The organism is Amycolatopsis sp. EV170708-02-1 (assembly GCF_022479115.1).
GTDB lineage: Bacteria > Actinomycetota > Actinomycetes > Mycobacteriales > Pseudonocardiaceae > Amycolatopsis.
Genome location: NZ_CP092497.1, coordinates 7,008,953 through 7,027,392, shown reverse-complemented (window position 1 = coordinate 7,027,392; position 18,440 = coordinate 7,008,953). Strand labels below are relative to the sequence as shown.

Below are 18,440 nucleotides of genomic sequence, written 5' to 3'. Positions count from 1 at the left end.
CTCAACATCCGAATGTGGTGTTGCCGGGCTTGCTCAAGGAATTGTGGAACTACTGGTTATGGTGTCGCCGGTTTTTGCCGGGACGCTCTAGTACTGCTTCCTTCGGGAAGCGTGGAACGGGTGCTCCTGGGAAGTCGGAGGGATTGTTCGCTGGCATGCTGTTGGGTCCTGAGGCAACACGCCAAGGGGCTTACACGAGCTCCAGGTTGTTTGTTTCTGGTGTGGTGTTTGAGAACTGTAGAGTGGATGCGAGCATCTTTGTGGTCAAGTTGTTAAGGGCACATGGTGGATGTCTTGGCTTCAGGAGCCGATGAAGGACGTGGGAGGCTGCGATATGCCTCGGGGAGCTGTCAACCGAGCTGTGATCCGAGGATTTCCGAATGGGGAAACCCAGCACCAGTTATGTGGTGTTACCCGCATCTGAATATATAGGGTGTGTGGAGGGAACGCGGGGAAGTGAAACATCTCAGTACCCGTAGGAAGAGAAAACAACCGTGATTCCGTGAGTAGTGGCGAGCGAAAGCGGAAGAGGCTAAACCATGCACATGTCAAGCTGTCAGGCGTTGTGTGTGTGGTGTTGTGGGACCCGCCTTGAAGAGACTGACATTTCTTCGGGTTGATGTGCTGGTTAGTGGAACGCCTTGGGATGGGCGACCGGAGTGGGTGAGAGTCCCGTACGCGAAAACCAGTTTCTGAGACCTTGGTGGTGTTCCCGAGTAGCAGCGAGCTCGTGGAATTTGCTGTGAATCTGCCGGGACCACCCGGTAAGCCTAAATACTTCCTGAAGACCGATAGCGGACTAGTACCGTGAGGGAAAGATGAAAAGTACCCCGGGAGGGGAGTGAAAGAGTACCTGAAACCGTGTGCCTACAAGCCGTCAGAGCCCGAGCACATCCTTGTGATGTTGAGGTGATGGCGTGCCTTTTGAAGAATGAGCCTGCGAGTTAGTGCTGCGTGGCGAGGTTAACCCGTGTGGGGTAGCCGTAGCGAAAGCGAGTCTGAATAGGGCGATTGAGTCGCGTGGTCTAGACCCGAAGCGGAGTGATCTACCCATGGCCAGGCTGAAGCGTCGGTAAGACGACGTGGAGGGCCGAACCCACTTAGGTTGAAAACTGAGGGGATGAGCTGTGGGTAGGGGTGAAAGGCCAATCAAACTCCGTGATAGCTGGTTCTCCCCGAAATGCATTTAGGTGCAGCGTCACATGTTTCTCCACGGGGGTAGAGCTACTGGATGGTCTAGGGGCCTTACCGGGTTACCGAAATCAACCAAACTCCGAATACCGTGGTGTGAGAGTGTGGCAGTGAGACGGCGGGGGATAAGCTTCGTCGTCGAGAGGGAAACAGCCCAGAACACCAGCTAAGGCCCCTAAGTGTGTGCTCAGTGGGAAAGGATGTGGGATTGCCCAGACAACCAGGAGGTTGGCTTAGAAGCAGCCACCCTTGAAAGAGTGCGTAATAGCTCACTGGTCAAGTGGTCCTGCGCCGACAATGTAGCGGGCTTAAGCACACCGCCGAAGCTGTGTCATTGACACATATAGATCGGCGTTCTCCTTGAGGGGACGTCTAGTCGTGTTGATGGGTAGGGGAGCGTCCTGCATCCAGGGAAGCGGCGGCGGAAGCCAGTCGTGGAGGGTGTGGGAGTGAGAATGCAGGCATGAGTAGCGAATGCAGAGTGAGAAACTCTGCCGCCGGATGACCAAGGGTTCCTGGGCCAGGCTAATCCGCCAGGGTAAGTCGGGACCTAAGGCGAGGCCGACAGGCGTAGTCGATGGATAACGGGTTGATATTCCCGTACCCGAGCACGTGCGCCCAGGATGAGGCGGTTGATACTAACCACCCAAAGCCAGTTACCGAAGTCTTCGGATGGAGGTTTCTGTGTGGAGCGTGGGATCTGATTCCGTAGTAGTCGAGTGATGGGGTGACGCAGGAAGGTAGCTCCGCCAGTGAGTGGTAGTACTGGTGTAAGCGTGTAGACCGAATGGTAGGCAAATCCGCCATTCATATAGGTTGAGACGTGATGCGTAGCCGATTGAGGTGAAGTAGAGTGATCCTATGCTGCCGAGAAAAGCCTCTAGCGAGTGCGTGCACGGCCCGTACCCCAAACCAACACAGGTGGTCAGGTAGAGAATACTAAGGCGATCGGGTGAACTGTGGTTAAGGAACTCGGCAAAATGCCCCCGTAACTTCGGGAGAAGGGGGCCAAACACTCTGAAGTCCCTTGCGGACTAGGGGTGGGTGGCCGCAGAGACCAGCGGAAAGCGACTGTTTACTAAAAACACAGGTCCATGCGAAGTCGCAAGACGATGTATATGGACTGACGCCTGCCCGGTGCTGGAACGTTAAGAGGACCGGTTAACCCTTCGGGGTGAAGCTGAGAATTTAAGCGCCAGTAAACGGCGGTGGTAACTATAACCATCCTAAGGTAGCGAAATTCCTTGTCGGGTAAGTTCCGACCTGCACGAATGGCGTAACGACTTTCCGGCTGTCTCAACCACAGGCCCGGCGAAATTGCACTACGAGTAAAGATGCTCGTTACGCGCGGCAGGACGGAAAGACCCCGGGACCTTTACTATAGTTTGGTATTGGTTTTCGGTTCGGCTTGTGTAGGATAGGTGGGAGACTGTGAAGCTGGCACGCTAGTGTTGGTGGAGTCGTTGTTGAAATACCACTCTGGTCGGATTGGGAATCTGAACCTCGGACCATGATCTGGTTCAGGGACAGTGCCTGATGGGTAGTTTAACTGGGGCGGTTGCCTCCTAAAGAGTAACGGAGGCGCCCAAAGGTTCCCTCAGCCTGGTTGGCAATCAGGTGTTGAGTGCAAGTGCACAAGGGAGCTTGACTGTGAGACAGACATGTCGAGCAGGGACGAAAGTCGGGACTAGTGATCCGGCACCACCTGGTGGAAGGGGTGTCGCTCAACGGATAAAAGGTACCCCGGGGATAACAGGCTGATCTTGCCCAAGAGTCCATATCGACGGCATGGTTTGGCACCTCGATGTCGGCTCGTCGCATCCTGGGGCCGGAGTAGGTCCCAAGGGTTGGGCTGTTCGCCCATTAAAGCGGCACGCGAGCTGGGTTTAGAACGTCGTGAGACAGTTCGGTCCCTATCCGCCGCGCGCGTAGGATACTTGAGGAAGGCTGTCCCTAGTACGAGAGGACCGGGACGGACGAACCTCTGGTATGCCAGTTGTCACGCCAGTGGCATGGCTGGTTGGCCACGTTCGGAAGGGATAACCGCTGAAGGCATCTAAGCGGGAAGCCTGTTCCAAGATGAGGTATCCCACCCCTTTGTGGGTTAAGGCCCCCAACAGACCATTGGGTTGATAGGCCAGAAATGGAAGCACAGTAATGTGTTGTCGAGTTGACTGGTACTAATAGGCCGAGGACTTGCCCACAAAGATGTTACGCATCCACTCTGCAGCTCTGAAACACCACACAACCACCAGCAAGATCGGTGGGGAGTGTTGTTTCATAGTGTTTCGGTGGTTATAGCGTCAGGGAAACGCCCGGTCCCATTCCGAACCCGGAAGCTAAGCCTGACAGCGCCGATGGTACTGCAACCGAAGGGTTGTGGGAGAGTAGGACACCGCCGGACTAACCTTGAAAAGAAGGTCTGGGACCTGGTCGAGAACCGAGAGTTCTCCCAGGTCCCAGACCTTTTTTCATACCCGAAACCCGCCACACACGTGCCTGGGCACGTCACACGCGTGCTTGAACCCGTCACTCGCGTGATTACAGGGACGACACCCGTGATTGGACGGACGACACGGTGCTCCGGTCGTGACGTCCTGCCAAACACACGTGACGTCCACCTGATCACGCGAGTCGCCCGTCCGATCACGCGAGATACGCCTCCAAGCACGCGAGTCACACCCTCAATCACGTGAGTTGCGGCCTCGATCACGCGAGTGACTGGGGCGGGCACGCGAGGGAGGGGCGCGGCCCGAGCATTTAGAGGACTAAATGCGGGAGGGGCGGGCCGGCGCAGGTGGTAGATGTCCATGATCCAGCCCTTTCGGGAGCGGGCGGAGGCGCGGACGGAGCGGATCTCCTCGGCGAGGGCGGCGGTGAGGGGACCGGAGAGCAGGAGCTCGTCGGGGGTCCCGAGGTACGCACCCCAGTAGATCTCCAGGCCCGTGTCGGCGAACCGCGAGAACGTGCACCCGGCGTCCAGCATGACGAACACGTCGTCGACGTCCGCGGGCCAGCCGGCCTCGAGGCGGCGGCCGGTGGTGACCAGCACCGGACGGCCGATCTGGTTCATCGTGGTCCGGTGCCGGGACGTCAGCGCGGCCACGCTGCTGACCCCGGGGATGACGTCGTACTCGAACTCGACGTTCCCGCGGTCGAGCACCGCGTCCAGCAAGGTCAGAGTCGAGTCGTAGAGCGCGGGGTCGCCCCAGACGAGGAACGCGCCCCGCTCGTCGGGCCCCAGTGAAGCGATCATGTTCTCGTAGACGTCGGTGCGGAGGCGGTGCCAGTCGGCGACGGCCTTCCGGTAGTCATCGGGGGTACGGTCGCGTTCGGGGTCGGGTGCCCGGACGACGCGGTAGCCGGGCTGCTCGACGAAGCGGTCGAGGATCTCCTGGCGCAGGGCCACCAGGTCCTGCTTTTCCGAGCCCTTGTCGAGCACGAAGAACACATCGGTCTCGTTGAGCCGCCGGATCGCCTGGACGGTCAGGTGGTCCGGGTCGCCGGCGCCGATGCCGATGGCGGAGATCTTCCTCATTTCCGCAGTGTCCCCGCACCCTCTGTGCACACCCCTACCCCCACGGGGTATAAAGGAAGTGATCGCTCCACCTGTCCTGTAGAGGAGTTCGTACCGATGGCCGAAACCACCTACACCGTCAAGGGCATGTCCTGCGGACACTGCGCCTCCTCCGTCACCGAAGAGGTCAGCGGGATCGCGGGCGTCAGCGCCGTGAACGTGGACGTCGCCAGCGGCAAGGTCACCGTCACCAGCGAGTCGCCGCTGGACGTCCAAGCCGTCGACGCGGCCGTCACCGAGGCCGGTTACCAGCTCGTCTCGTGAGCACCGCCGTCAAGGTGTCGGCGTTCGCCGCGGCTCTGGTCGCGGTGTTCGCCGTCGCCTGGGCGATAGGTTCCGCCGTCGGGCCACTGGACGAGGCGCCGCCCGCGCCACCGCCGGCCGGCGAGCACCACGGGCACCACCCGGGAGGCACGCCGTGACATCGCAGCGGGTCGAACTCGCCATCGGCGGGATGACCTGCGCGTCCTGTGCCGCGCGGGTCGAACGCAAGCTGAACAAGGTCGACGGCGTCTCCGCCACGGTCAATTACGCCACCGAGAAGGCGCAGGTCGACTTCCCCGGCGCGCTCTCGGTCGAAGACCTCGTCGGCGTCGTCGAGTCCGCCGGCTACACGGCCCAGCCACCCCGGCCGGACGAAGACGAAGACGAGACCGGCTCCCTGAGAACCCGTCTCGTGGTTTCCGCCGTGCTCGCCGTGCCGGTGATCGTGCTGGCGATGGTCCCGACCTGGCAATTCACCTACTGGCAGTGGGTCTCGCTGGCCTTGGCCGCACCGGTGGTCACCTGGGGCGCGTGGCCGTTCCACCGCCCGGCCTGGACGAACCTGCGCCATGGCGCCGCCACCATGGACACCCTGATCTCGCTCGGCGTCGCCGCCGCCACGCTCTGGTCGCTGTACGCGCTGCTGTTCGGCACCGCCGGGACACCCGGCATGCGGCACGGCTTCGAGCTGATCATGGAGCGCGGGCACGGCGCGGGCAACGTCTACCTCGAGGTCGCCGCCGGGGTGACCACCTTCCTCCTCGCGGGCCGCTACTTCGAGGCCCGGTCCAAGCGCCGCTCCGGCGCCGCGTTGCGGGCGCTGCTCGAACTCGGGGCCAAGGACGTCGCGCTTCTGAAGGACGGCGCCGAGAGCCGCGTCCCGATCGGCGAGTTAAAGACGGGCGACGAGTTCGTCGTGCGGCCGGGGGAGAAGATCGCCACCGACGGGGTGGTGACCGACGGTGGTTCGGCCGTCGACCTGAGCATGCTGACGGGTGAAGCCGTCCCGGTCGAGGTGGTGGCCGGGGACTCGGTCGTCGGCGGGACGGTCAACGCGGGTGGCAGGCTCGTCGTCCGCGCCACCCGGATCGGCGCCGACACGCGGCTCGCGCAGATGGCGCGGCTGGTCGAAGACGCGCAGAACGGCAAGGCCCGGGTCCAGCGGCTCGCGGACCGGGTGTCGGCCGTGTTCGTCCCGGTGGTGATCGCCCTCGCGGTCGGCACGCTCGGCTTCTGGCTCGGCGCCGGCAGCGGGGCCGACGCCGCCTTCACCGCCGCTGTCGCGGTCTTGATCATCGCCTGCCCGTGTGCGCTCGGGCTGGCCACGCCGACGGCGCTGCTGGTCGGCACCGGCCGCGGCGCGCAGCTGGGCATCCTCATCAAGGGGCCTGAGGTGCTCGAGTCCACTCGCGCGGTCGACACCGTCGTGCTGGACAAGACCGGCACGGTGACCGCCGGGAAGATGAGCCTCACCGACTTGTTCGGCGCCGATGAGACCGAGGTGCTGCGGCTCGCCGCGGCGGTCGAGCACGCTTCCGAGCATCCGATCGCCCGCGCGATCGTCACGGCGGGCGAGGAGCGGCTGGGCGAGTTGCCGCCGGTCCAGGGGTTCCGCAACGCCGAGGGGCTGGGCGTCGTCGGCGAGGTCGAAGGCAAGACCGTCCTGGCCGGGCGGCAGGCGCTCCTCAACCAGCACGGTATCGCCGTCGGCGACGAGTTCACCCAGGTCGTGAAGGCCGCCGAAGACCGTGGCGCGACCGCGGTCGTCGTCGCCTGGGACGGCGAGGCACGGGGTGTGGTCGTCGTCGCCGACACGGTCAAGCCGACTTCGGCCGAGGCCGTGGCCGGGTTGAAGGCGCTAGGGCTCCGGCCCGTCCTGCTGACCGGCGACAACGCCGGTTCCGCGAAGGCCGTCGCCGCCGAGGTGGGGATCGACGAGGTCGTCGCGGAGGTGCTGCCCGCCGACAAGGTCGACGTCGTCAAGCGGCTGCAAGCCGAAGGCCGGGTGGTCGCCATGGTCGGCGACGGCGTCAACGACGCGGCCGCGCTCGCGCGGGCCGACCTCGGCCTCTCGATGGGGACCGGGACCGACGCCGCGATCGAAGCGGGCGACCTCACCCTGGTGCGCGGAGACCTGCGCGCCGCCGTGGACGCCATCCGGCTCGCGCGCCGCACGCTCGGCACGATCAAGGGCAACCTGTTCTGGGCGTTCGCCTACAACGCCGCCCTGCCGCTGGCCGCGCTCGGCCTGCTCAACCCCATGATCGCCGGGGCCGCGATGGCGTTCTCCTCGGTGTTCGTCGTCACCAACAGCCTGCGGCTGCGACGCTTCAGGACCTGACCAGCCTGGCGATGGCGTCGGACGCCTCACGGACCTTGAGGTCGGCCTCTTCCCCGCCCGCGGCGGCGGCGTGGACCACGCAGGTGGCGAGGTGCTCGTCCAGCAGTTCGAGGGAGAACGACTGCAGCGCCTTCGTGGCCGCCGACACCTGGGTCAGGATGTCGATGCAGTACTTGTCCTCTTCCACCATCCGCTGCAAACCGCGGATCTGCCCCTCGATCCGGCGCAGGCGCTTGAGGTAGGCCTCCCGCTCGGTGCCGTAGCCCGTCATTCCCGCACCCGTTCTCTCGTCGTTCCCCGTCGTCATCCCACTATACCCTCCCCACGTATGCGCCCGGAGGGCGGAAAAAAGCGGGTGTCAGGATGTCGAGAACGATCCGGCCGCTCCGACTCCTGCGTGAGTGGCCGGGCACCGGCCGCACGACCAGGAGGAACACCGATGAAGTACATGATCATGATCACGATGAACCCCACCGCCTGGGACGCCCTCCCCGAAGAGGAGCGCAACGAGGTGGTCGCCCGCATCGACCCTTTCATGAAGAAGCTCACCGAGAGCGGCGAACTGCTCGGGACGCAGGCGCTGGCGGAGCCGAAGGACAGCACGGTGGTCCGGGTGCGTGACGGCGTCCCGGTGGTCACCGACGGCCCGTTCGCGGAGTCGAAGGAGTACCTGGCCGGCTTCTACCTGGTCGAATGCGACAGCAAGGAGCGGGCGATCGAGATCGCGGGCCAGATCCCGGACGCGCATATCAACGCGATGGAGATCCGGCCGGTGGTCTTCTCGTCCGGCGACAACGCTTAGCTAGGTGGCGGCCGCTTCGGTGCCGGTGCGGGCTTCGGGCCTGCTCCGGCGCTGAACGGGCACTTCCGGTTTCGGTGAGTCCGGCACGGCCAGCACGACACCGGCTTCGGCGAGCAGTTCGCGGCAGCCGACCAGCTGTTTCAGCACGTCGTCGCGCAGGCGGAGGGCCACATCGGCCTTCTGCCGCGCTTCGGCGACCAGGCGCTCGCCCTCTTCGGCGGCGTCGTCGAGCAGTTTCCGCGCCTTCGCCTGCGCGGCTTCGTCCCGCGCGGCGAGTGCGCGCATCGCCTCCGCGCGGCGCAGCGTCATGGCGCGCTCGAAGTCTTCGGCGATCCGCTTCCGTTCCGCTTCGGCCTTGGCGGCCTCTTCGGCGGCTCGGGCGGTGATGTCGTCGGCTTCCTCGCGGGTGAGTTCGAGCATCCGGCGCGAGCGTTCCTGCAACGCGTCCGGCGCGATCGGCACGCGGCTGATCCGGTCGACGCTGGCCTTCAGTTCGCGATTTTCCTCTTGTGTGGCGGTGAGCTTGTCGGCGAGCGCTTCCCCGCGGCGGATCGCTTCGTCGCGTTCGGCTTCCACTCGTCGCAGTTCGGCTTCCACCTCGCGGACGAATTCCCGGACCTGCGCGCGATTGAAACCACGCCACGCCAGATCGAAGCCGGGCATCTCCATTGGTCACCTCCACAGTGGTCGATGTGTCACCGTTGGGCGCTTTTCTTTGCCACACGGGGCTTTCAACGACCAGTGTGCCTGAAGCCGCGGCGACACGCGCCACGGGTGGGTGGTCTTTGCGGTGAACGGTCCGCCGCAAGCGGGAAGAAGGGTGACGCTTCCCGGTGATGGAAGAATGGACGACCATCGCATACCCCACGGGAGGTGGCCGCGTGACGAGCAGCCGAATTCAGGTCCCTGGCTGGAATACGGCGACGGCGGCCGAAGGATATCGGCAGGTCAGGGAGAACATCGCGATCTTGGTCGCCGATCACGCGGGTGCGGGCGAGCGCGCCGTCCCGGCCTGTCCACAGTGGACCGTGCGGGACCTGATCGCGCATCTGACCGAGATCTGCGATCGGGTGATCACCCGGTTCGGTGGTGAGGCCTGCCCGATCCCGGAGTCCGCGTCGGCCGCCGAATTGCTGAAACTCTGGCTCGAACGCGGCCCCGAGGCGGACAGCCTCCTCGCCGCCGACGGCGAGGGGAAGAGCCGCGGCGACATCATGGTGATGGACGCTTTCACCCACGAGCTCGATCTCCGGTACGCGCTCGGCGCACCACCGCCCGAAGCGCACGCGGGCTGGCTGCGGGGATTCGAAGTGCTCGTCAGCGGGCTCGGCGCCTCGCTGGGCAGGCACGGACTGCCGGGGATGCGGATCGAGACCGAGGGCGCGACCTGGATCGCCGGCACCGAACCGGTCGCCGCGGTGCTCACGGGCGCGCCCGTGGACCTGTACCGGACGCTCGCCGGGCGCCGGAGCCCGGCCCAGATCGCCGCCATGGACTGGCTGGGCGATCCCGAGCCGTGGCTCCGGGCCTTCACCTGGGGGCCGTTCGCCCCGCCGGAGGAGGAGATCGAGCGGTGATCAGCCGGTCGGGGACATCGAGGACAGCGCCGCGGCCAGCGCGAGCACCACGGCCACGATCAGCACCTCGACCCCGACGCCGACCCGCAGTTTCCGCAGGTCGGCGGTCACCACCGCGGTGCCGCCGCGGCCGGAGAACCCGCGGCGCACCGCGTTGCGGCTCACGTTCGCCACCAGCAGCAACGCGGCGAACCCGGTCAGCTTCAGCACGAAGACGATGCCGTAGGCCGACGTCCAGAGCGCCTCCACCGAGGGGACGAGCCGGAAGCCCAGGTAGGCGCCGCTGACCACCATGATCACGATGGACCGGGTGGCGATCGGATGGAACCGCGCCAGCGCCGGCTCGGCCTCCGACGACGGGTACCGGCCGCGCAGGAGCACGGCCAGCTGGATCAGCCCGCCCACCCAGACGGCCATCGCGCCGAAGTGCGCGAGATCCGCGCTGACCGAGAGGAACATGATCCGGTCGGCCACCGCGTGCCCGGTCGCGGAGAAGCTCAGCATCACGATGAACCCGGCCGCGATGCCGAGGTTCTCGTAGCGCGACCGCAGCCGGTCCGGCAGGCCGCCGGCCAGCAGCCGCCGCACGATCACGGCGAGCGCGACGATCGCGGCCAGGCGCAGGAGCAGGAGTTTCCCGTACGCCACCCGCAGGGTCGCCTCGATCAGTGCCGGGTCGAAGAGCCCATCGATACCGCGGCCCGCGACGTACGGGCCCTGCAGCAGGAACCCGGCCACGGCAGTGACGCCCGAGACCCACAGGCCCGCGGTGATCAGCCTCCGCGCCGCCGGATCGGTCCGGCCGCCCGGACGGCAGACCAGCAGGAACACCATCCCGCCGAGCAGCGCGACACCGCCGAAGGACCCCCAGCGGAAGGTGGTGAACAGCGCGTCGGTCACCGGGTCGGTCCCGGTGGAGGCGGACACCGCGCCCGCCGAGGTGATCAGGGGCCGGTGCCGATCACGAAGGCGATCGTGCCGCGCACCGGATGCGAGTCGGCCGAGACGAAGGCGTATTCGACGAGATAGCTGCCGTCGGGCAGGTCGGGCTCCAGCTTGACGGCGACCTCTTCGGCGACTTGGCCGGGCTGGAACACCGGGCCGGACACCACGTCGGTGCCCTGGTGGTCGACGACCTTGATCGAATTCGGCTGGATGCCGATGTTCTCCGACAAAGTGATCGAGACCAGCGCCGGTGTCGAGGTGAGCCGGGCGCCGTCGGCGGGGTTCGAGGAGAGGAGCTCGACGTGGGCCGAAGCCGGGGCCGCGGTGAGCACCGCGACCCCGAACCACGCCGCCACGAGGGCCAGGAGCGCGAAGAGTCTCCCGGTCACGATGCCGCGGTCGCCAGCTCACGCCGGCTGACGGGCGAGCACGTGCAGCCGGTCAGCTCCCGCTCCGCGGCGGAGGCCTTCCGGTGCACGAGCATCGCGATGATCATCGGGATGGTGACGATCGTGTTGTAGAACAGGTGCAGCTCCACGCGCGGGATGAACAGCTGGATGATGCTGCTCGGCGCGGTGCCGCCGCCGAGCCGCCAGCCGGTCTGCGCCTGGATCAGCAGGAGCAGATGCTCGATGTGGTGCCAGAACTGCAGGCCGAGCGCCAGATTCCACCACTGCCGCGAGCGGCCGGCGAAACCCTTGCGCAGGACGAACAGGAAGATCAGCATGACGATCGCGTAGCCGTAGTGCAGCCACTCGGAGCTGATCAGCTTGGGAAACGGGATGCCGAGCACACCGCGGGCGTCCGCGGTCTTCCAGCCGAGGGCGTAGATCTGGAACGCCTGCACGAGGTGTTCCGCCCAGTGGGCCACGACGACCACCGCGAAGGTGAGGAGCGCCACGCGGTGGTATTTCCCGTTGAGCGAGGCGAGCAGACCCGGACGAGGCGAATCGAGTGCGGCCATGAAAGAGCTCCTAGGGCGAAAGACCGACCGGTGACGGATGTCGACGATAGCCCGCGTTCCGGCGATTTCCGTTACTCCGGATTGCTGATCCGACCAGCGGTGTTACGCCGGATGGATCAGCGGACGACGATTCCGTCGGGCATTTTCGGAGCGGCGGGAATGTGGAACAATTCCGTGAACAGCTCCAGATATTCGAAGGCACCTTCGATGCGGATCTTTCCGGTTCGCGTCGCGTCGGCGGCGGTGAGATCCCCGCTCAGCAGGTCCTTGATGAACGGGCCCAGCGGTTCGATGACCGCGTCCGCGCCGGGGTGCGCGCCCTCCGCGACCTTGAGCGCGCCGTCCTCGACGATCGCGTGGAGGACCATCTCGCCCGGGTAGCGCAGCTCGTAGGTGACCTGGACGCCCTTGGCCTTTTCACTCCGGAAGGTCGTGTACAGCGAGAGGATCGCCGAGTCCAGGGTGAAGACGTCCTCGGCTCCCGGCCGCCCGAGCGATCGCGCGCCCCAGAGCCCGAGGTCCAGCACGATCTGGTCGAGTTCGCTGCCGTATTCGGTGAGCTCGTAGACCACCGCGGCGTCGAGTTGGGGGAGCAGGCGGCGGCGGAGCACGCCGGACTGTTCGAGTTCGTTGAGCCGCGCGGACAGCGTGCTCGCCGGGATCTTGGGCAGACCCGCCTGCAGTTCGGTGAACCGCTTCGGGCCGAGGACGAGGTCACGGACGATCAGCAGCGACCAGCGTTCGCCGATGATCTCCAGCGCGCGGGCCAGCCCGCAGAACTGTCCATAGGTACGACTGCTCATCCGTCGATCCTCACTTTCGTTTCCGTGGCGGGAGCGGGGTTCACGCGGGTTCCCCTTCGGAAAGCAGGTCGTGGTGCAGGACCTGCAGCTCGTCACAGGGTTCCACGCCCAGTTCGTTGTTGAGCCTCGTCCGCACCTGACGGTACGTGGCGAGCGCGTCGGAGCGCCGTCCGCTGCGGCCGAGCACGCGGATCAGCTGCCCGTGCAGGGCTTCGTCGAGCGGGTTCGCGGTGACGAGGGAACGCAGTTCGCCGATCAGCTCGTGCCGCATCCCGGCCGCGATATCCGCCTCGATCCGCAGGTGCAGGGTGCTGCGTCGCTGCTCGACGAGGTCGACCGCGTACGCCGACAGCACCGGTCCACAGTGGACATTCGCGAGCGGCGGCCCGGACCACAGGTCGAGCGCGGACCGGAAGGCCTTCGCCGCTTCGGCGTGCTCGCCGCGCAGGTGCAGCTCGCGGCCCTTGTGCTGCAGCTCCTGGAACTCGAAGACGTCCACCTGCTCCGGGGCGATCCGGAACACGTACCCCGGCGGTTTGGTCGCCAGCATGGTCTCGCCGTACGGGGCAAGCTCGTTCTCGTCGATGCACTTGCGCAGCTGGTAGACGTAGGTGTGCATGGTGGTGCGGACGCTGCGCGGCGGGTCGTTGGCCCACAGTTCCTGCACGATCGTGTCGATGTGCACGATCTTGCCCGGGCTCATGACCAGCATGGCGAGCACCTGCAGCAGCTTCGGTGTCGTCGGCGCGTAGTCGACTCCGTCCCGCACGAGTTCGAGCGGGCCAAGGAGACTGAAACGGACGGGGCTTGCGGACGGGGCCGGAATCGGGTTGGGTGCCGAGCCGTGGTGCTTGTCCGCTACTCGTGATCCGGTGTACATCGCAAGCGCCCTCCAGCTCGATACGCGTCGTGACCTGTTTCCCAGTGCTTCGACAGTGACAGAGCGGCCGGTCGCCGGGCCAGTGAGCCGTCCACCAGGCCCCGCATGCGTGTCTCCCGGAAGAACATGGGTTTTTCACATCCGACGCGTGAATCGCACACTGGCCGGTGCCCGGCCTCACGCAGCAGGATTCGAGAATCGAACCGACCTACTGGGGGTCATCATGCGCGAGGCATCGTCCACGCCCACCTCGATCGGCGGACTGGGATTCAAACGGCATCTGCGGGCGGAGATCAGTGAGGGCAACGGCGCCTACCTGTTCTCCGAACAGGGGGTCATCGCGATCCGCGGCGCGCAGGTCGCGTCGGTGGCGGCCCTGCTCGACGGCACCCGTGACCTCGACGGGCTCCTGTCCGCCTGCCCGGAGGGGATGAACGCCGAACAGGTCACCGGCGTGGTCGCCCGGCTGGTGGAGGCCGGTCTGGTCACCGTCCACGTCCCGGACGAGTTCAGCGGGGACGAGCGCGCGCTCGCGTACTGGGACGCGTGCGGGCTCGACGCGTCCGCGGTGGCCTGCCGCCAGAAGCCGGCGACGGCGAGCCTGACCGCGATCGGCCGCGGCGTCGACACCTCGCAGGTGGCGAGCGCGCTGGCCGCGAGCGGTATCGAAGTGGTCGAGACGGCTTCCGAGCTGGCCATCGTGCTGTGCGACGACTACCTCGACCCGAGGCTCGCCGAGATCGACGCGGCGCACCGGCGCACCGGGCGGCCCTGGCTGCTGGCCCGGCCTTCGGGTTCGCAGGTGTGGATCGGCCCGATCATGCAGCCCGGCCGGTCCGGCTGCTGGCACTGCCTGACGAACCGGTTGTGGGGGCACCGGCACGCCGAGGCCTGTGTGCAGGAGGTACTGGGGCACGACGGTCCCGCGTCGTTCCCGATGCCCGCGGTACCGCCGCTGACCGCGGCCGCGTCGCAGCTGATCTCCCTCGAAGCGTCCAAATGGCTGGCGGGACACCGCTATCCGGGGCAGCAGGCCGTGTGGATCCTCGACACCCTCGACCTGCAGGGGCGGCTGCACGAACTGCGGCGCCGCCCGCAATGCCCCGAATGCGGGGACGAAGGCATCGTCGCCGCGCGGACGGCCGAGCCGGTCGTGCTGCGGGAGGCCAAGAAGGCGACGTCGGGCGGCGGCGGGCACCGGACGCTCACCCCGGTCGAGGTGCTCGACCGCTACGGCCATCTGGTCAGCCCGGTCACCGGCATCGTCAAGGAGATCGCCCGCGACCCGCGAGCGCCCGCGTTCGTGAACGCGTACCGCTCCGGGCTGAACGTCGCGCGCCGCGTGCGGGGCGAAGCGGGGCTGCAGGCCGGGCTGCGCGGGGACAACGGCGGCAAGGGCGCGAGCCCGATCGACGCCGAGGTCGGCGCGCTGTGCGAGGCGATCGAACGGTTCTCGGCGAACTACCAGGGCGACGAACTGCGGATCCGCGACACCTTCCGCGCGCTCGGCGAAGACGCCGTCCACCCGAACTCGTGCATGCTCTTCGACGAGCGCCAGTACGAAACGCGGGCCGAATGGAACGCCAGGCACGCGAACTTCCAGCACGTCCCCGACCGGTTCGACACCGAGGCCGCGGTCGACTGGACGCCGCTGTGGTCGCTTTCGCAGCAGCGGCGGAAGCTGATGCCGACGGCGTACCTCTACTACGGGGTGCCGCCGGAGTGCGGGCTCACCGGTATGCGCGCGGACTCCAACGGCTGCGCGGCCGGAAGCAGCGTCGAGGACGCGATCCTGCAGGGCCTGCTCGAACTCGTCGAACGCGACGCCGTCGCGATGTGGTGGTACAACCGGCTTCCCGTGCCCGGCGTCGACATCGCGTCGTTCGACGATCCCTGGGCCGAGGAGATGGTCGGCCAGTACGCGCGGGCGGGCCGGGAGCTGTGGGTGCTCGACCTGACCGCGGATCTCGGTGTGCCGGTGATGGTCGCGCTGTCCAGGAGTATCGCCGGGCCGCGCGAGAACGTCATGATGGGCTTCGGCGCCCACCTGGATCCCAGGACGGCGTTGCGGAGGGCGGTCAGCGAGCTCAACCAGATGATCCCGGCGGTGCTCGCGAACGACGTCGAACTCGACGATCCCGACGCGTCGGCGTGGCTGAAGTACGCGACCGTCGGGAACCAGCCGTATCTGCTGCCGGCCCCTGGCCGGTCGGCGAAACGCGCCGCGGATTTCAAGTTCGTCCGGCGGCCCGATGTCCGTGACGACGTGGAGTGCTTGGTACGCAAGCTTTCCGCGCTGGGAATGGAGACGCTCGTGCTGGACCAGACCAGGCCGGACATCGACCTCCCAGTGGTGCGGGTGGTCGTTCCGGGGCTGCGCCCGTTCTGGAGCCGCTTCGCCCCCGGACGCCTTTTCGACGTGCCGGTGCGGCTGGGCAGGCTCGCCGAGCCGACCCCCTACGACCGGCTGAACCCTTTCCCCATGTTCTTGTAGATCAAGCTGGAGCAACCGTTGACGACAGATCCCCCCGGCGGAGTGGCCGAAACGATCCCCTTGTGGTCGCTCACCGACGACAGCCTTGTCGAGATCGGTGAGGACGGCTCGCTGGTGGTCGTCACCCGGTGGGGCGAGTACGAGTTCGACCGCGCGGAACCGCTGGTGCTGGAATCGTTGCGGCGGATGGCGTTGGGGCCGGTCTCGCTGGCGAACGTGACGTCTTCGTGGGAACCCTTCGAGCGGGAGCCCGATCTCGAAGGCGAGCTGAGCTGGACGGCCGAAGGCGCCGACGCGTTGCGTCAGGCGCTCAAGGAACTCGGCGGCTCCGTGGTGCGCTCGCTGGGGCTCGCCGACGGCAGGGGACCGCTGCTGTCGGTGATCCCGGTCGCGCTCGCGCCGGTGTTCGCGCCGGTGGAGATCCCACCCACACGTCCGATCCGGTTGTCCCGCTTCAGTTCCCTGCGTTCCGACGCCGACGGGATGGGGCTGGAGTCGCCGTCCGCGCGGTACCGCGTCGTGCTGTCACAGCCGTGGGCGGTGCACGTCGCGGCGACCTTGGCGACGGCGAAATCGGTCGGGGACATCGTGTCCACGACCGGGATCGACGCCGCCGTGGTCGGCGCGATCGTGTCCTATCTGGTCGCCGCGGGCGTCGTCCAGGTCGCCGGGGAACACGGCCGGTTCGCCGAGGACGACGATCCCGAACTGGGCCTGTGGTCCCCGGACGAACTCTCGTTCCACACCACCAGCCGCACCTGGCGGCCCGGCGGCCCGGCGGACCTGCCCGGCCTCGGGAAACCGCCGGTGGTCAAGGCCGCCACCGGCGACGGGCCGGTGCATCCGCTGTACCGGCCCGATCTGGCCGACCGCGCGGTGACCGATCCGACGCTGACGACGTTGCTGGAGAACGACCACACCTGCCCCGAATTCACCGAGGGCGTGCTGACCGCCGAGCAGATCGGCGAGTTCCTGTTCCGCGGCGCGCGGATCCGGTCGATCGGGCCGGCGCATCTGCCGAACGGGCCCGCGCACAGCGCTTCGCAGCGGCCGTATTTCAGCGTCGCGTGCCTGTACGAACTCGAGCTGTACGTGTCGGTCAACCGTTGCTCGGGGCTGGACCGCGGGATCTACCACTACGACCCGCTGGAGCACCGGCTCAGCCTCGTCAACGCCGACGAAGCCGATCTCGACGCGATGCTCGACATGGCGATGATCGGCGGCGGCAACCATCAGCGGCCTTCCGCGCTGATCACCGTCACCGCGCGGATGCCGCGGATGGCGTCCGTCCTCGGGGGTGGCGCGTACGCCACGACCCTGGCGCACGTCGGCGCGCTGCAACAGACGCTGTACCTCGTCGCCCGCGCCATGGGGCTGGCCGCGCACGCCGTCCCGGTGGACGCCGGAGACCGCGTCGACCGCGCCCTGAAGCTCGACTGGCCCGCCGAGGTCAGCGTCGGAGAGTGCGTCCTCGACCTTCCCGCTTGACGGCCTCGTGAGTGGTAAGGACGGTTCTAACCGTCCTTACCACTCACGAGCTTTTCGCCCGGACGGCCCTATCTCGATCGCTCGTCGAGTACACCGAAATCGGCACCGCGTTTGCTGGCGTACAGAGGAAAAGCGACAGCGAATCCGAGGTTGGTCTGATGCAGCTACGAACAGTCGCCACGGCGGCGAACGAGAAAGGCGTCACCGAACCCGGTCGGCCCCCCGAGCCGGCGTCCCCCTTGCAACCTGCGGTGCTGCAGGCCATCTCATCGATGCACGCGAGGTACTTCGACCCGATCACCTTGGGCGACCTGGCATCGGAAGTCTTCGTCAGCCCGTTCCACTTCTCGCGGATCTTCACCAAGGCCACCGGCGTCACCCCCGGCCGGTACCTCACCGCGATCCGGCTCTTCGAAGCGAAACGACTGCTGCTGACGACATCGCTGACGGTGTCGGACATCGTGTGCAGCGTCGGCTACAGCAGCGTCGGCACGTTCACCAGCCGTTTCACCCGTGCGGTCGGGATGACCCCGACCCAGTACCGCGATCCCGAGGTCGGCGAACTGCTCGTGGCGCTGGCCCCGCATTTCCAGCGCCTCCCGACCCTGGAAGCGTTGCACAGCGCCGGAATGGGCAGCGCCACGATGCGCAGCGGCACCGGCACGATCAGCGTGCGCGTCGAGACGCCGCGCGGGGCGGGCCCGGCGAGTGTCCTCATCGGACTGTTCGCCGAGTCGATCCCGCAGTGCGGTCCCGTCGCGTTCGGTGGCAGGGCGAACGTCCTGTCCGCGGACATCGAGATCCAGAACGTCCCCGAGGGGCGGTGGACCGTCATCGGGGTGGCCGAGCACGCCGCCGGGACCGCGGCCTCGTCGTTCTCCGTGGGCACGTTGCCCGGCCGCGTCGACATCACCCGTTACGGCAGGGTCCACCTGCGGATGCCGATGCGCGCCCCGCGGCCCACCGACGCGCCGATGGCGATCACCCTCGCCGGCGGCCCGAGCTCCGCCGGGAACCGGATGACCATGCCCGCTCCGGAGTACCTCCGCGCGGTGGCCTGAGGCGAAGCTATTCCCGCGGTCTCCCGGTCTCGCAAACCGGGAGAACCGCGGGC

13 protein-coding genes, 2 rRNA genes and 2 pseudogenes are annotated in these 18,440 nt (G+C 66.8%); 10 read left to right on the top strand and 7 right to left on the bottom strand.

The features are described from left to right. The first annotated feature begins 262 nt into the window (after positions 1–262). Both MJQ72_RS31960 and rrf read left to right on the top strand, forming a co-directional pair. Positions 263–3,395 (top strand): 23S ribosomal RNA (locus MJQ72_RS31960). Between the two features lie 83 nt (positions 3,396–3,478). Next, positions 3,479–3,595 (top strand): 5S ribosomal RNA (gene rrf / locus MJQ72_RS31955). A 375-nt stretch (positions 3,596–3,970) separates the two neighbouring features. Here rrf and cobF read toward each other — a convergent pair. Continuing rightward, positions 3,971–4,729, bottom strand: a pseudogene (cobF, locus tag MJQ72_RS31950) (precorrin-6A synthase (deacetylating)); the annotation flags it as partial. 96 nt (positions 4,730–4,825) lie between these two features. Here cobF and MJQ72_RS31945 point away from each other — a divergent pair. The 3 genes from MJQ72_RS31945 to MJQ72_RS31935 are packed head-to-tail and all read left to right on the top strand — an operon-like array spanning position 4,826 to position 7,373. Next, entirely contained in the window at positions 4,826–5,032 is a 207-nt protein-coding gene (locus tag MJQ72_RS31945; protein WP_007034629.1) for a heavy-metal-associated domain-containing protein, read from the top strand. Then, positions 5,029–5,190: a hypothetical protein gene (locus tag MJQ72_RS31940; RefSeq protein ID WP_240594714.1), complete on the top strand. Its 162-nt coding sequence runs from the start codon at positions 5,029–5,031 to the stop codon at positions 5,188–5,190. Before MJQ72_RS31945 ends, MJQ72_RS31940 begins: the two co-directional genes overlap by 4 nt. Next, complete coding sequence (locus tag MJQ72_RS31935) at positions 5,187–7,373, top strand: heavy metal translocating P-type ATPase (RefSeq protein WP_396426891.1); 2,187 nt, start codon at positions 5,187–5,189, stop codon at positions 7,371–7,373. Before MJQ72_RS31940 ends, MJQ72_RS31935 begins: the two co-directional genes overlap by 4 nt. Here the strand turns inward: MJQ72_RS31935 and MJQ72_RS31930 are convergent. Next, positions 7,363–7,644, bottom strand: a complete 282-nt coding sequence (locus MJQ72_RS31930) for a metal-sensitive transcriptional regulator (RefSeq protein WP_007034631.1) — start codon at positions 7,642–7,644, stop codon at positions 7,363–7,365. The two genes, MJQ72_RS31935 and MJQ72_RS31930, sit on opposite strands and share 11 nt — an antisense overlap. A gap of 168 nt (positions 7,645–7,812) precedes the next feature. Between MJQ72_RS31930 and MJQ72_RS31925 the strand changes: the two genes are divergently transcribed. Next, positions 7,813–8,175 (top strand): YciI family protein, encoded by a 363-nt coding sequence (locus MJQ72_RS31925; RefSeq protein ID WP_037347812.1) that lies wholly within the window; start codon positions 7,813–7,815, stop codon positions 8,173–8,175. Here the strand turns inward: MJQ72_RS31925 and MJQ72_RS31920 are convergent, their stop codons facing one another. Continuing rightward, complete coding sequence (locus MJQ72_RS31920; protein ID WP_240594713.1) at positions 8,176–8,844, bottom strand: M protein; 669 nt, start codon at positions 8,842–8,844, stop codon at positions 8,176–8,178. It abuts the gene before it with no gap. Between the two features lie 212 nt (positions 8,845–9,056). Between MJQ72_RS31920 and MJQ72_RS31915 the strand changes: the two genes are divergently transcribed. Beyond that, a complete protein-coding gene (locus tag MJQ72_RS31915) occupies positions 9,057–9,752 on the top strand; it encodes a maleylpyruvate isomerase family mycothiol-dependent enzyme (protein ID WP_240594712.1) in 696 nt (231 codons plus the stop codon). Here the strand turns inward: MJQ72_RS31915 and MJQ72_RS31910 are convergent. The 4 genes and pseudogenes from MJQ72_RS31910 to MJQ72_RS31890 form a co-directional block, all read right to left on the bottom strand. After that, positions 9,753–11,086 (bottom strand): annotated as a pseudogene (locus MJQ72_RS31910) (copper resistance CopC/CopD family protein). Next, positions 11,083–11,661 (bottom strand): hypothetical protein, encoded by a 579-nt coding sequence (locus tag MJQ72_RS31900; protein ID WP_240594709.1) that lies wholly within the window; start codon positions 11,659–11,661, stop codon positions 11,083–11,085. Before MJQ72_RS31900 ends, MJQ72_RS31910 begins: the two are co-directional and overlap by 4 nt. A 116-nt stretch (positions 11,662–11,777) precedes the next feature. Continuing rightward, positions 11,778–12,464, bottom strand: a complete 687-nt coding sequence (locus MJQ72_RS31895; protein WP_240594708.1) for a helix-turn-helix domain-containing protein — start codon at positions 12,462–12,464, stop codon at positions 11,778–11,780. A gap of 40 nt (positions 12,465–12,504) precedes the next feature. Continuing rightward, on the bottom strand, positions 12,505–13,344 hold the full coding sequence (locus MJQ72_RS31890; RefSeq protein ID WP_240594707.1) for an AfsR/SARP family transcriptional regulator: 840 nt from the start codon (positions 13,342–13,344) through the stop codon (positions 12,505–12,507). Between the two features lie 223 nt (positions 13,345–13,567). Here MJQ72_RS31890 and MJQ72_RS31885 point away from each other — a divergent pair, with 223 nt between their 5' ends. From MJQ72_RS31885 to MJQ72_RS31875, 3 genes are all read left to right on the top strand, one after another. After that, complete coding sequence (locus tag MJQ72_RS31885; protein WP_240594706.1) at positions 13,568–15,838, top strand: TOMM precursor leader peptide-binding protein; 2,271 nt, start codon at positions 13,568–13,570, stop codon at positions 15,836–15,838. Between the two features lie 42 nt (positions 15,839–15,880). Further along, positions 15,881–17,326 (top strand): SagB family peptide dehydrogenase, encoded by a 1,446-nt coding sequence (locus tag MJQ72_RS31880; RefSeq protein WP_240601468.1) that lies wholly within the window; start codon positions 15,881–15,883, stop codon positions 17,324–17,326. Between the two features lie 158 nt (positions 17,327–17,484). Beyond that, positions 17,485–18,387: an AraC family transcriptional regulator gene (locus MJQ72_RS31875; protein WP_240594705.1), complete on the top strand. Its 903-nt coding sequence runs from the start codon at positions 17,485–17,487 to the stop codon at positions 18,385–18,387. Positions 18,388–18,440: the final 53 nt, after the last annotated feature.

Excerpts from the sequence above, each read along its gene's own strand:
- MJQ72_RS31945 (WP_007034629.1), top strand. The coding sequence starts at position 4,826 with ATGGCCGAAACCACCTACACCGTCAAGGGCATGTCCTGCGGACACTGC.
- MJQ72_RS31930 (WP_007034631.1), bottom strand. The coding sequence starts at position 7,644 with ATGACGGGCTACGGCACCGAGCGGGAGGCCTACCTCAAGCGCCTGCGC.
- MJQ72_RS31925 (WP_037347812.1), top strand. The coding sequence starts at position 7,813 with ATGAAGTACATGATCATGATCACGATGAACCCCACCGCCTGGGACGCC.
- MJQ72_RS31920 (WP_240594713.1), bottom strand. The coding sequence starts at position 8,844 with ATGGAGATGCCCGGCTTCGATCTGGCGTGGCGTGGTTTCAATCGCGCG.
- MJQ72_RS31900 (WP_240594709.1), bottom strand. The coding sequence starts at position 11,661 with ATGGCCGCACTCGATTCGCCTCGTCCGGGTCTGCTCGCCTCGCTCAAC.
- MJQ72_RS31895 (WP_240594708.1), bottom strand. The coding sequence starts at position 12,464 with ATGAGCAGTCGTACCTATGGACAGTTCTGCGGGCTGGCCCGCGCGCTG.
- MJQ72_RS31890 (WP_240594707.1), bottom strand. The coding sequence starts at position 13,344 with ATGTACACCGGATCACGAGTAGCGGACAAGCACCACGGCTCGGCACCC.
- MJQ72_RS31885 (WP_240594706.1), top strand. The coding sequence starts at position 13,568 with ATGCGCGAGGCATCGTCCACGCCCACCTCGATCGGCGGACTGGGATTC.
- MJQ72_RS31875 (WP_240594705.1), top strand. The coding sequence starts at position 17,485 with ATGCAGCTACGAACAGTCGCCACGGCGGCGAACGAGAAAGGCGTCACC.